The 13,373-nt window shown below is 40.0% G+C and carries 11 protein-coding genes and 2 tRNA genes; 6 read left to right on the top strand and 7 right to left on the bottom strand.

From position 1 onward, the window contains the following. Positions 1-206: 206 nt before the first annotated feature. Both ACE1ET_RS12495 and ACE1ET_RS12490 read left to right on the top strand, forming a co-directional pair. On the top strand, positions 207-2,015 hold the full coding sequence (locus tag ACE1ET_RS12495; RefSeq protein WP_375728746.1) for a sensor histidine kinase: 1,809 nt from the start codon (positions 207-209) through the stop codon (positions 2,013-2,015). After that, entirely contained in the window at positions 2,012-2,392 is a 381-nt protein-coding gene (locus ACE1ET_RS12490) for a VanZ family protein (protein ID WP_375728745.1), read from the top strand. The genes ACE1ET_RS12495 and ACE1ET_RS12490 overlap by 4 nt, the downstream gene beginning before the upstream one ends. Positions 2,393-2,512: 120 nt before the next feature. On the opposite strand, the gene gcvH is transcribed toward ACE1ET_RS12490, so the two are convergent. Then, on the bottom strand, positions 2,513-2,890 hold the full coding sequence (gcvH, locus tag ACE1ET_RS12485) for a glycine cleavage system protein GcvH (RefSeq protein ID WP_375728744.1): 378 nt from the start codon (positions 2,888-2,890) through the stop codon (positions 2,513-2,515). A 145-nt stretch (positions 2,891-3,035) separates the two neighbouring features. Here gcvH and ligA point away from each other — a divergent pair, with 145 nt between their 5' ends. The 4 genes from ligA (at position 3,036) to ACE1ET_RS12465 (ending at position 7,654) form a co-directional block, all read left to right on the top strand. Then, on the top strand, positions 3,036-5,045 hold the full coding sequence (ligA, locus tag ACE1ET_RS12480) for an NAD-dependent DNA ligase LigA (protein ID WP_375728743.1): 2,010 nt from the start codon (positions 3,036-3,038) through the stop codon (positions 5,043-5,045). After that, the gene (locus ACE1ET_RS12475; RefSeq protein WP_375728742.1) at positions 5,045-5,587 is read left to right on the top strand and encodes a DUF6913 domain-containing protein; all 543 of its coding nucleotides are present in this window, start codon (positions 5,045-5,047) and stop codon (positions 5,585-5,587) included. Before ligA ends, ACE1ET_RS12475 begins: the two co-directional genes overlap by 1 nt. Before the next feature lie 38 nt (positions 5,588-5,625). Continuing rightward, entirely contained in the window at positions 5,626-6,507 is an 882-nt protein-coding gene (gene dapA, locus ACE1ET_RS12470; RefSeq protein ID WP_375728741.1) for a 4-hydroxy-tetrahydrodipicolinate synthase, read from the top strand. A 265-nt stretch (positions 6,508-6,772) separates the two neighbouring features. Then, entirely contained in the window at positions 6,773-7,654 is an 882-nt protein-coding gene (locus ACE1ET_RS12465; protein WP_375728740.1) for a hypothetical protein, read from the top strand. A gap of 174 nt (positions 7,655-7,828) precedes the next feature. On the opposite strand, the gene ACE1ET_RS12460 is transcribed toward ACE1ET_RS12465, so the two are convergent. From ACE1ET_RS12460 to ACE1ET_RS12435, 6 genes are all read right to left on the bottom strand, one after another. Next, on the bottom strand, positions 7,829-8,425 hold the full coding sequence (locus ACE1ET_RS12460) for a ribonuclease HII (RefSeq protein ID WP_375728739.1): 597 nt from the start codon (positions 8,423-8,425) through the stop codon (positions 7,829-7,831). Continuing rightward, complete coding sequence (locus ACE1ET_RS12455) at positions 8,425-9,438, bottom strand: M28 family peptidase (protein ID WP_375728738.1); 1,014 nt, start codon at positions 9,436-9,438, stop codon at positions 8,425-8,427. Before ACE1ET_RS12455 ends, ACE1ET_RS12460 begins: the two co-directional genes overlap by 1 nt. After that, positions 9,423-10,898, bottom strand: coding sequence for a cysteine--tRNA ligase (cysS, locus tag ACE1ET_RS12450; protein WP_375728737.1), 1,476 nt, complete (start codon positions 10,896-10,898; stop codon positions 9,423-9,425). The genes ACE1ET_RS12455 and cysS overlap by 16 nt, the downstream gene beginning before the upstream one ends. A gap of 96 nt (positions 10,899-10,994) precedes the next feature. Beyond that, complete coding sequence (locus ACE1ET_RS12445) at positions 10,995-12,488, bottom strand: ATP-binding response regulator (RefSeq protein WP_375728736.1); 1,494 nt, start codon at positions 12,486-12,488, stop codon at positions 10,995-10,997. A 460-nt stretch (positions 12,489-12,948) separates the two neighbouring features. Further along, positions 12,949-13,034 (bottom strand) — tRNA-Leu (locus tag ACE1ET_RS12440). A gap of 190 nt (positions 13,035-13,224) precedes the next feature. Continuing rightward, a tRNA-Gly gene (locus ACE1ET_RS12435) sits at positions 13,225-13,297 on the bottom strand. Positions 13,298-13,373: the final 76 nt, after the last annotated feature.

Here is a 13,373-nt window from a genome sequence, read left to right as displayed (position 1 = left end):
AGAGAGAGGGGTCGGTATGCCAGTAGCAATTTCGTATTTAGAACCGGGGTGAGTCATTTTTCATGTATTCGTTTTAATTTGCGGCCTAGCTATGTCTGTATCTTAATTGACGAACTCATTGTGTCAGTTGAGGTGGGTAAATAATGAATTTATAAAAGGTTCTAAAAAAGTTATATATTTGCAATTGTTAATTTTTGTAAAAATCAATGCCCGAAAATTTTTCATATTTTAAACGGTTAACCATCTATTTTCTGCTTTTGCTGTTTCCGGTAGTTGTGGTGGAATATACTTATTACAACAGCCGTATCCAACGCTTTAATCTTTCTGTTCGTAAAGAGCAGGAAAAGGAAGTTGAACTGAATGTTCGACAGCTTTCTGACTATTTCCGGTTCATGGAATCTGAAATTCTGACTATTTCACAGCAGGAACATGTGACCGAGATTTTTTCTAAGAATAAAAAGGAGCAGGAAATATCCCGAAAATATATGGAGAACTATTTTTCAGGGATGATTAAGAACTCAAATTTTTTCGATCAGGTACGCATTGTGTGCGCCTCGGGTATTGAACATGTCCGGGTAAATAATATTAATGGTAAACCTCATGTAGTTGATCCAAAGGATTTCAGGGATATCAGTAGCCGTTATTATTTTCAAAAAGCAAAGGAGTTGGGCGAAAATGAGATATATATTTCACGGTTTGATCTGGATCCGGAAAAGAATGCGATAACCTATCCCGTAAAACCGATACTGCGTATAGCTACACCCATTATCAGGGATGGTAAATTGTACGGTGTGTTTGTGGTTAATATAAAGGGACATGAGTTTTTTGAAAACCTGCGCGTAATTGGCAGTGAGTACGGTTGGCAGACCTATTTTCTGAATCAGAGCGGTAACTTCCTGATGGGGCCGGATCCGCTGAAAGAGTGGTTGTCATTTAAGGACAGTATCAATGCACCGCGTTTTCAGGATGAATTTAAAAACGTGAATATTCTGGCTAATCCAAATGAAAAGGCAACCTTTTTGACACCGTACGGTTTATTTACGTTCCACAGGATAGATAAAAATAATTTTGCTTTGTCGCAAAATGGCGAAAAGGTGATGGAAGAGAACTGGTATATCGTGTCGCTTCTGCCTATGCAAAAGTTGAAGGAGCTCAGGTCGCATGTGTTTGAACCCAAAGATTTGGCTATGATAATCACCGGCTTTTTTCTGGTTTTACTCTTGAGCATCATTATTACCAATAACGTGAAAAAAAGGTTCGATTTTGAGAACCAGCTTATTAATTCTGAACGCAATCTGAAACTGGCTAATAAAACCAAGGACAAGTTTATTTCTATTCTGGCACACGACCTTAAAAATCCAATTGCATCGATTACCGGATTCACGGAAATCATGAAAACCAACTACGATTCCATGTCACATCAGGGACGGGAAAAAGTGCTTTCTGCCATGGAAAATGCAACACAGGTTCTTATCCGGCTGATCGATGATGTGCTGACATGGGCAAAGTCGCAGAGTGGTTCTATGGTGGTTGACCCGGAAATTATCTTCCTGAATAAAGTGATTGATGATGCAATTAAATTTTCGGGTTTACAAGCTGCCAAAAAAGAAATTAAGCTTGAACAGGATTGCACTGAAGAGGTGTTTGCCATCGCAGATCAGAAAATGGTGGATACGGTATTACGGAATCTGATCAGTAATGCTGTCAAGTTTTCTTACCGGGGTAAAAAAGTTATTGTGGGTATCAAACATTTCAGGGATGAAGGGAAAGCAGTAATTTTTGTGGAAGATTTTGGACTGGGAATACCATCAAAAGATAAAAAGTCGTTATTTTCGCTGGACGCTGTTAAAACCACACCGGGAACTGAAAATGAATCGGGCACCGGAATGGGATTGATTCTCTGTAAAGACTTTATAGAGCGTAATGGTGGAGAATTATGGTTTAAATCGCAGGAAGGGAAAGGGTCAACGTTTTATTTTTCTTTGCCTGCATATCTTGAAGATGACGAAGAATGAGACAGTTTTTTAAAACCTATTGGAGATCACTGCTTTGGTTTAGTGTAATCACATTTGCCAGTCTTGTGAACAAAATACCGCTTGAAGCACCGGAGACCGGAAAAATCGGAATAGATAAACTGGTGCATTTTATGTTTTATTTTTCCCTGTCTTTTGTAATTTTTATCGATGGTCACCGGTTCAAACCTGAAAAGGCCAAATGGTACGTCATCCTGTTATTTCCTATTATTTGGGGCGGATTAATTGAACTGATGCAAAGTGCGCTAACTTCAGGCCGTTCTGCCGAATGGGGCGATTTTGTGGCCGATGCTTTGGGCAGCTTAATTGTTTGGTTTGTAATAATTCCGGTTTACAGGAACAGGGCTGAAAGCGAATAATATTAGAATATGCATATATGTTATTGTAGAGACGCGATAAATCGATAAATTAAAACCGAAGCCCTCGCTATTTAAAAGATGTACATAGCGAGGGCTTCGGTGGTATAATGTTATAAAAAATTATCCAATCATTTCCTTGTAAGCATCTGCAGAAAGCAGGTCATCCAGTTGTGCTGCATCGGCAATTTTAATTTTAATGATCCAGCCATCTTCGTAAGGATCTTTGTTGACTATTTCCGGATCATCTTCTACTTTAGTGTTCAGTTCCAGAACCTCGCCACTCACGGGCATGTAAAGATCCGATACCGTTTTAACGGCTTCTATTGTACCGAAAACCTCTTCCTTTTCAATTGTTTCGCCAACAGTCTCCACTTCAACAAACACAACATCGCCAAGTTCTCCCTGTGCAAAATCAGTAATTCCGATCAAGGCTTCATTACCATCAACCTTAATCCACTCGTGATCTTTAGTGTACTTTAATTCTTGTGGTATACTCATGTTTTTCAGCTTTTGATTTTAATTTTTATCAAAATTAGAAAAAATATGCGGTTAAGCTTGAAAAATAATGATTTTTGTAACTCTTGAATCTTGTATCTTATGTCTTGTGTCTAATAATAATTTTTAATTTTGTTGATTACGAAACATGAATACGGAGATAAAACAAAGAATAGAGAAACTCAGGGAGCAACTCAATCATTATAATTATCGTTATTATGTATTGAACGATCCTTCAATTGATGATTATCAGTACGATATGATGATGAAGGAGCTTCAGGCGCTGGAAGAACGGCATCCGGAGTTTGATGATCCTTCCTCGCCGACAAAAAGGGTGGGGAGCGATCTGAACCAGAGTTTTACCAGTGTGAAGCATAAATACCCGATGTTGTCGTTGGGTAATACTTATAACGAGGAAGAGCTGGCCGATTTTGACGGACGTGTGCAGAAAGCACTTTCTGATCCGTACGAATATGTATGCGAGTTAAAATTTGATGGCACCTCCATCAGTCTGACTTACGAAAATGGATTATTAGTCAGGGCTGTGACAAGGGGAGATGGTGAGCAGGGTGATGACGTGACTGAAAATGTAAAAACAATCCGTTCTATTCCGTTAAAATTGCATGGCAACGATTATCCCGATGAGTTTGAAATTCGTGGTGAGATTGTGATGCCGTTCAAGGTGTTTGAAGCGATTAACCGGGAACGCGAGGAAAACGGTGAACCTCAGTTTGCCAATCCGCGAAACTCGGCAGCCGGATCGCTGAAAATGCAGAATTCGTCAGAGGTTGCCAAGCGTAAGCTGGATGGTTTCTTTTACTATATGCCGGGCGACAGTGTACCATTTGACGGACATTATGAAAACCTTCAGAAGGCAAAAGAATGGGGTTTTAAGATTAGTGATCATACCCAAAAATGTAAAACCCTGGATGGAGTATATGCCTTTATTCATACCTGGGATACCAAACGGCATGATCTTGAATTTGCCATTGATGGCATTGTGATTAAAGTGAATTCTATCCAACAGCAAAAGCAACTTGGATTTACTGCCAAATCTCCGCGTTGGGCCATTTCGTATAAGTTTAAGGCTGAGATGGTCAAAACACAGCTTTTAAGTGTGTCATTTCAGGTTGGGCGTACAGGTGCGGTTACTCCGGTTGCCAATCTTGAACCGGTTCAACTGGCTGGAACCACTGTAAAAAGGGCTTCGTTACATAATGCTGATATTATTGAGGGACTGGATCTTAGATTGAATGATGTTGTATTTGTGGAGAAAGGCGGAGAGATTATTCCCAAAATAGTTGGGGTTGATAAGGAGTCCCGGTTTATGGAGAATGTCCCGGTGCAGTTCATTAAAAACTGTCCGGAATGCGATACAGAACTGATCCGTTATGAAGGCGAAGCTGCGCATTACTGTCCGAACCAGAATGGATGCCCACCGCAGATAAAGGGTCGGATAGAGCATTTTATCAGCCGCAAGGCCATGAATATCGAAGGCATAGGCGCCGAAACAGTGGACTTGTTTTATAAGCAGGATTTGGTGAAAAATATAGCCGATTTGTATCGGTTGAAAAAAGAAGATATAGCATCGCTTGAACGTCTTGGAGAAAAGTCGGCAGAGAATATTGTAGCTGGGGTTAAAGCATCGCTGGAAGTGCCCTTCGAAAAGGTGTTGTATGCCCTGGGGATTCGGTTCGTGGGTGCAACGGTTGCCAAAAAACTGGCTTATGCCATGACCAGTATTGATAAACTGATGCAGGCCTCAGAAGATGAACTGGTTGCCGTTGATGAAATCGGAACGCGGATTGCTCAGTCTGTAATCGCCTGGTTTCAACAGGACGATAACCTTGAAATTATTCGCCGTTTAAAAGAATATGGGGTTCAGTTAGCTTTGGATCAATCGGTACTGGAAAACAGAACCGAGTTACTAAAAGGTAAGACCATTGTAATCAGCGGCACGTTTGAAAAGTATTCACGTGATGAACTGAAAAAAATGATTGAAGATAATGGCGGTAAGAATACCGGATCAATATCTAAAAATACAGATTTTCTGCTCGGTGGCGATGGTATGGGACCAAGTAAACTCGAGAAAGTTGAGAAACTGGGGATTCCCATCGTGAGTGAGGATGATTTTCTGAAAATGATAAACCGGAATTAGTGATACAGGCGATTAAAACATATCTGAAAAACAAGGCGTTGAAAGATGTCTGTGCACAGCATAAATCACAACGGCAATATCGTTCATTGAGCGATATCAGTCGTGTTTTAATCATTTTTGACGGAACAGATATTTCCAAGTACGGGAGAATAAACAATATCATCAAGTCGTTGCAAGGGGATGGAAAAACAGTTACCTGTCTGGCTTTTTTTGATAAAAAGGAACTGGATGACATTTGCCTCACCCAGAATAACATTCAGTTTATCAGCAGAAGTGAATTTGACTGGAAAGGCTTGCCAAATTCTGATTTTACGGATGAGTTTTTAAAATTCAGATATAATTTATGTCTGAACCTTAATCTTCTGAAGTCTGACCTTGTGGATGTCTTGTGCCAGATCGCAGATGCAGAGCTAAAAGTAGGGAAGAATTTTGGTAAGGGAACTGTTGCCGATCTGGTAATTGAGGTGACCGATGATAAAGACGAAACATTTTTAGCTGAACAAATAAAGTATTATCTTCGCAGCGTGAAATCCACTGTATAATAAGTGTTTCACTGATTAAAACAACAAACTGTAACTTTATGGATCCTAAGAGACTACGAGGATTAGGTGTGGCAATGGTAACACCGTTTAATGAGGACGAAACAGTAGATTTTGCGGCATTGGGAAATTTAACTGACCATCTTATAAGTGGCGGTGCAGATTATCTTGTTGTGCTTGGAACTACAGCAGAAACCCCAACCCTGAATAAAGAAGAACAGAAGAAGATTGCGCAGTTTGTTATTGAAAAGAATAAAGGTCGCTTGCCGGTAATGATGGGGCTAGGTGGCAATTGTACTAAAAATGTGCTGGACCAGATTGCAACTACTGATTTTGCCGGTGTGGATTGTATTCTGTCGGTTGTGCCGTATTATAACCGTCCGGTTCAGGAAGGAATTTATCAGCATTTTAAAGCCATTGCCGATGCGTCGCCGGTGCCGGTTGTGTTATATAATGTGCCGGGAAGAACGGCTGCCAATATTGCTGCAGAAACCTGTCTCAAACTGGCGCAACATCCTAATATTATTGGTGTTAAGGAGGCTTCCAGTTCGGTTGAACAAATGAAGGCTATAATTAAGGGCCGACCGGCCGGTTTTATGATGATCTCCGGTGATGACGGACTGACATTACCCTTAATCAAACAGGGAGGCGATGGTGTGATCTCTGTTATTGGTAATGCATTCCCGGAACGGTTTTCAAAATCGATTCATGCAGCATTAAACGGTGATATGGAAAAGGCAGAAGAGCTTTATGCTGAAATTGGTAAGTTCACGGATTATCTATTTGTGGATGGCAATCCTCCAGGCATTAAAGCCTTACTACACGAAATGGGAATGATTAAAAATGTGGTGCGTTTGCCAATTGTTCCTGCCACAACTTCTACGCAGAACAAGCTCAGGGATTTACTGAAGGGGCTGAGCTAAAACTTACATCATTTTAGAACTCCGCAGATTTCGCGGATATGCGCGGATCTGTTTAATTCTTACATCAGGAATCGTAAGCCGAGAGTCGTTAGTCGTGAATCGTTAAACGTGAAACGTAAGTCTTAAATCGTTTGTCGTACTAAATCATATCTGCGTGATCTGCGGGAGCCGGAAAAGGGTTTGCCGTGAGTCGATAATCGTCATTCATAATTCGTAATTAATTTAGTAACTTTGTTTTAATCTGTTACTCATAAAACTATTTACCATGCCTAAAACAGTCATTACACTTGTATTATTCCTGTTAGCTCTGTGTACAGCTTCAGCACAATTGACCCTTGATCTTGGACCGGATACTGCATATTGTATTGCTTCAGATCAAAATGCCTCTTATCGTTTGGGAGATAAAATGCAACTTTCAGGTGGTGTGGAACCCTATCGCTTCGCCTGGCACACCACGTATGATATTGGTCTTAGCGACATATATACTGCAAGCGCTTTTCTGAATGATACAACAGCGCAGTTTCCGGAATTTCTGGATTATCCCCTTGCCAACGAATGGAACCCGTTTTATCTGACTGCTTATGACGCCAATGGCGATAGTGTTACAGATACGATCAATGTATGGTTTACAAATTATGCTTTTGTATTAGGTTATGAGGTTTTTTATATTGAACCGGGTGACAGTATATTGTTACCCTATTCAATGCATGGAAACGGAGCAGGCGGTATTGAACCAGTGACAGCTTACTGGGTGCCGGACGAAAGTATATATGACGCTTCGGAGGGTTACGCCTGGTTTAAACCGGATACTACAACTATATACAATATTTACAGGGTAGACAACACAGGTTGTAAATCAGCTGAAAATACAGTTTACCAGATTTATGTTAGTCCTAAGGCTCAACTAAATGAAATTCATCATAATACTGAATTACGGATTGTGCAGAAAGGAAATAACATTGCATTTTCAAATCCATTGGGAGAAAAGGCAGAGGTAAATATCTACACCTTGAATGGAAAGCTGATTGAAACCAGTAAAACACGTAAAAGTGAGATCAATTTATCTTCATTTTCAAGTGAAAAAACATTAATTGTAAAGGTTGTACTTGGAGACAAAAGCGGAAGCTGTCTGTTTGTTAATCAGTAGAGGTGAGCCGTCAGTCGTGAACCGTAATTCGTGAATCGTTAGTCGTACTTCATTATCTCTGCGTAGATCAGCGTTATCTGCGGGAGCCGGAAAAAGGCTGTCGTGAATCGTGAATCGTTAACTGTAGGATGTAAATCGTTAATCGTTATTGATTATCTCAGCGAGAACACTTGATTAAAACAACTTCATCTGACGGTCCAGAAGCTGGAATGATTTACGGTGTTGAGGTGTGATCCCTTTTTCTGCAATGGCTGTCCGGTGCGCTTTAGTGGGATATCCTTTGTTTCGGTCCCACGCATAATCCGGAAAATCCCGATGCAGTTTCAGCATATAATCGTCCCTGTAGGTTTTAGCCAGGATGGATGCTGCAGCAATGGATAAGTACTTCCCGTCACCTTTAACCACACACAAATGTGGAATCTCTTTGTATTTTTTGAACCGGTTGCCGTCAATAATCAGATGTTCCGGAATAACCGTCAGTTTTTCAATGGCACGGTGCATGGCTTTGATAGATGCATTCAGAATATTAATCTGGTCAATTTCTTCAGGAGAACACGAAGCAACAGCCCAGGTTAAGGCTTCTTTTTCAATGATTTCACGCAACTTGTAGCGGTTCTTCTCTGAAAGTTGTTTGGAATCGTTAAGCACAGAGTTTTTAAAGTCTGGTGGCAGAATGACGGCTGCCGCAAAAACAGGGCCGGCAAGACAACCTCTTCCGGCTTCATCACAACCAGCTTCAGGAATTCCTTCTTTATAAAATGGCTCAAGCATTAAAACGGTTGTTGATACAGATGCTCCAGTAATACACTTCCTACGGCATATAACGTTGGTTTGTAAATAATATCCATGGTATCATCGTGCGTATGCCAGAAATCTCCGAATCCGTGAATATTAGACTGATGATAATGAATGATATCGATGCAGGGGATGCCACTTCCTTTGGTTACATAGTAATGATCGTCAGTTACCGGGGCAGATCGTTCAAATAAGAAATACTGACTATAGCCCATATTTGAAGCAAGGTTCCATATTTTATTTACCAGGTCAGGTGCGGTCTCCATCGAAAATCCTTCCATTGGAAATACAGCATTTTTTGCACCGACCATATCCAGAAGGATACCGTATTGTGCCCAGTAATTTTCTTTATGTGGATGTTTAGCCCAGTATTGGGATCCAAGACACCATGTATCGGCAGAATTATTGGATGCTGGTAAAAAACGGGGTTGTCCCTGATCTTCAGCATCAAAAAATATAATGTCCACGCCAAAAGGAAGCTTGTGTAGTCCGATCTGTCTTGCAATTTCCAGTAATACGCCTACTCCGCTGGCACCATCATTGGCCCCGTCAATGGGTTTTCTCATCAGTTCTTTGTCCCTTTCCTGATCGGCAAACTGACGGCTATCCCAATGCGCGCATAACATAACGCGTTGCGTCATGTCGGGATTAAATGAGCCAATAATATTACGTGCTTTGTAAATTGTATTATCAAAAGCAGTCAGGTCGGCTCTTTGTTCGTAAACCCTGGCACCAAATCTGTTAAGTTGTTTTACCAGATAGTCCCCACAGGCTTTGTGTGCTTCGCTGTTCATTACCCTGGGTCCAAAAGCCACCTGATCGGCAGTGTAGGTGTAAGCAGAATCCGGGTTAAATGGAGGCGTAACTAAAACCTGCTTTTTCTCCGTTTTTTGTTCGGATATTTTGTGAACAGACTTGCTTTTAGGGCATCCAGTTAAAAAAAACGGAAGAGCTATTAAGAGAAGTAATTTATTTATTTTAAGTTCCATTCAAATCCTTCTTTAGTGTCTTTGATTTCAAAACCAAATTCGCTCAGCTTATTGCGGATAAGATCGGCAGTTGCCCAATCTTTGTTTTTCTTGGCTTCCATACGCATTTCCAACAGCATATCCACCGCCTTATTAAATGGCTCTGACCCTGAATCACCTGCCTGTTCTTTAATTTCTGTCAATCCCAGAATTTCAAAAACAAATGTGCGAAACAGCTGCTTCAGTTTGTCAAGATCAACTTGGTTTATTATATCCTTTCCGGCCATCAAGCTGTTGATCATTTTTACGCCATCGAACAGGTTTGCAATAACAATCGGACTGTTAAGGTCATCGTTAATGGCATCATAACATGCATCTTCCAGCTTTTGAATATCAACCGTTGATTTGTCGGAAGCCTGAAGTTTGCTAAGGTTTGTTGCGCCATCAAGCAAACGGGCAAGTCCCTTTTCGGATGCCTGTAATGCTTCATTAGAAAAATCCAGTGTGCTTCTGTAATGCGCCTGCAAAATAAAAAAACGGATGGTCATCGGATCATATGCTTTTTCCAGTCTGTTGTGGTTCCCCGAGAACAGTTGTTCCAGTGTGATGAAATTTCCCAGCGATTTTCCCATCTTTTGGCCATCAATGGTAATCATATTATTGTGTAACCAGTATTTTACCGTTTCATGACCTTTTGCCCCCACACTCTGTGCAATCTCACATTCGTGATGCGGAAATAGTAAATCCATTCCACCGCCGTGAATATCGAAAGTGTCACCCAGGTATTTGGTGCTCATTACTGAACATTCAAGGTGCCAGCCAGGGAATCCGTCACTCCAGGGTGAAGGCCAGCGCATGATGTGTTCAGGAGATGCTTTTTTCCAAAGTGCAAAATCCACGCTGTTATGTTTTTCTTCCTGTCCGTCAAGTTCGCGTGTTGTGTTCAGAAGATCCTCGATTTTTCTTCCTGACAACTTTCCGTAATGATGCGATTTATTATATTTTACAACATCAAAATAGACTGAACCGTTCGATTCATACGTCCAGCCGTTATCCTTAAGCGTTTTAATGAACTCAATCTGTTCAATCATGTGCGCAGATGCATGTGGTTCAATCGATGGCCGTTCCACATTGAGTTTGTCCATCATATAATGATAGCGATTGGTGTAATACTGCACAACTTCCATGGGCTCCAGTTGTTCCAGCCTGGCCTTTTTTCCAATTTTATCTTCGCCTTCATCAGCATCATTTTCAAGGTGGCCAACATCTGTAATGTTACGCACATAGCGCACCTTGTAATCCAGATGTTTTAAATATCTGAAGAGCAGGTCGAATGTAATGGCAGGGCGTGCATGTCCCAAATGCGGATCACCGTATACGGTAGGACCACAAACATATAGTCCGACATATGGCGGGTTTATCGGTTCAAAAACTTCTTTTTTACGTGATATTGAATTGTAAAAAGTGAGCTTACTTGTCATTTTACCTGCTTTAATAGAGCGCCAAAAATACAAATAAAAGCCGGAAAATTCAATGAGTTTCCCGGCCTGATATTTTGTGTGAAGTTTTACTGTAGCTTATAAAAATGCTTTTAGTGTTTTAAACAGATCATTTTGCCGGATGGGTTTGGAGATATACTCATTAAACCCCATTTCAAGGAATTTTTCTTTATCACCGGTGAGAGCAAATGCTGTTAACGCTATAACAGGTATAGATAATTTCCTTTTCCGCATCTCCTGAAGTGTGTCCGAGCCGCTTTTTCCGGGCATTTGAATATCCATCAAAATAAGATCGATGTCCGAAATGGTTTCCATGATCTTAATGGCAGAATCTCCTGAATTGGCAAATAAACAGGTTACATTGGAGTTTCGTAAGGATAACCGGATGTATTCATATATCTCTTTGACGTCATCCACGATTAGTATCTTTTTATTTGTCCAGGGACTTACAGGCTTTTTATATTTATTTTTTCTGGCCTTACTGAGAGGTGCATTAACCTGTTCATAAACAGGTAGTCCAAAGGAAAATGTTGTTCCTTCATGCTCCACTGAACTGAAGTTGAGGCCTGTCCCCATCATATCTGCAATTTTCTTTACAATATGTAATCCGAGACCATTGCTGCCATACGGCTTATTGTATATTTCTTCGTCCTTTTTAAATAGATTGAAAATGCCATCCTGCTTTTCTTTGGGAATGCCGATGCCCGTATCGGTAACAAAGACTTCTATGGTTTTAACCTGTTTAATTCTAAACCCAAAAGTAATTTTTCCGGTATGAGTGTATCTTAAGGCATTATCAAGCAGCTGAGTTAAAATCTGTTTTAGTCTTAGCTTATCTGCCGTTATCAGTACATCTCTTTTTTCCGGTAAATCAATTTTAATAGTGACATCGGTTTTTCTGGATCTTTCAAGTTCACCCTGATACTGGTTAAACATATCTAACAAAAGTTGTGCAGGATCGAATACTGATTTGACCAGTTCCATCTGTCCGGCTTCAATTTTAGAAATGTCAATAATATCATTAATAATCTGAACCAGATTTTCAGTATTGCGTTCTATGATCCTTGCAAAACCCCTTCTGTCGTCATCCGAAAAGTCTTCTTCTATCATCATTTCGGCAAATCCTGAAATGCTGGTTAAAGGAATGCGAATGTCATGGGCCATATTGGCCAGAAAAGTTGATTTTAACTTATCGTTATATTCTGCAGTCTCTTTCTCTTTGATTAAAGTATCAATTTGTTTCTCTATTTCAGAACCATTGAGAAAGGAGCCGATAACCCTGAAATTATCGGATTTGGCCACCTGTGCATTTATTATAAATGTCCTTTTTTTTGTTTTTAATATGAAATTTTTAACTGGTCGTTCTCTCGAACAGTCTTTCAGTATTTCGAGAAACTGATGTTTATTCTGAACCTTCAGTGTATCTATAAAGGTTTGGAGAGATAATGTTTCTGAAATCGTTTTTCCAGGTGCAAATTCCCAATTGGAATTAACTTTAATTTCAGATGATCTTTTGTCATATGCAAACCAGCCTTCGTTAAGCTGCATGACAACTTCTTTTATAAAATCCATGCTTACAATATTAAATTGTTAGTTTGGAGTTCAGACTTTGAGAGATGAGGCATTATTAATTCTATCATGCAAATATATAAATAATTTGTTAAATTAAAGCGTTATTGTAAATAAAATGTTAAAAAATTATATATGTGTATGATAATCTGCTTTTTAGAGTTGTTAAAATTTTAAACATGATGAAGCCTTATTTATAATGATATCCCATATTTAATAAGGTTTGGCAGGATTTTAACGAGAGGAAACCTTATATATTGTTATTAATTTTATAGTAAATATTAATTTAACAGTTGAATTGAAATTAAAAAGCCTTTACATTTCTGAAAAAGTTCGTTGTAACTGGGGGCAGGACTTCCCGAGATTGTATTCTTATCAGTATTTTTGCTGTGCTTTACTTCCCGTCCATTCGGTTAAAAGCAAAAAAAAAAAAGGCCTCCATACCAAAATGGAAGCCTTTAAGTGCCCAGGACTGGACTCGAACCAGCACGACCTAAAACGGTCACCAGGCCCTCAACCTGGCGCGTCTACCAATTTCGCCACCTGGGCAGAAGTATTATTCTGCACGTCTACGTCCACGAAACATCCCTGTCAGGAATTTTTTACTTTCATTTGCACCCCTCTACAGTGTGCAAACAGGTATGTTGAATCCGGATTTCTATTTAATCGATATTAAATATTTTTTAATTACACCCGGATAAAAAAATGAGAAACCTTTCGATTTCTCTGAATTTTTTTGAGCGAGAAACGGGACTCGAACCCGCGACCCCAACCTTGGCAAGGTTGTGCTCTACCAACTGAGCTATTCTCGCATTATTTGATTTGAATTCTCCTTTGAGATCCTGCATTTATGCCCGTTTAAAGAGAGCTATTATTTAAATGCGGGGC

This window comes from Quyinboa mangrovi (assembly GCF_042219825.1).
Lineage (GTDB): Bacteria > Bacteroidota > Bacteroidia > Bacteroidales > UBA5342 > JBHJHP01.
The sequence above is the reverse complement of the archived record's forward strand: the minus strand, read 5'-3'. Positions and strand labels throughout refer to the sequence as shown.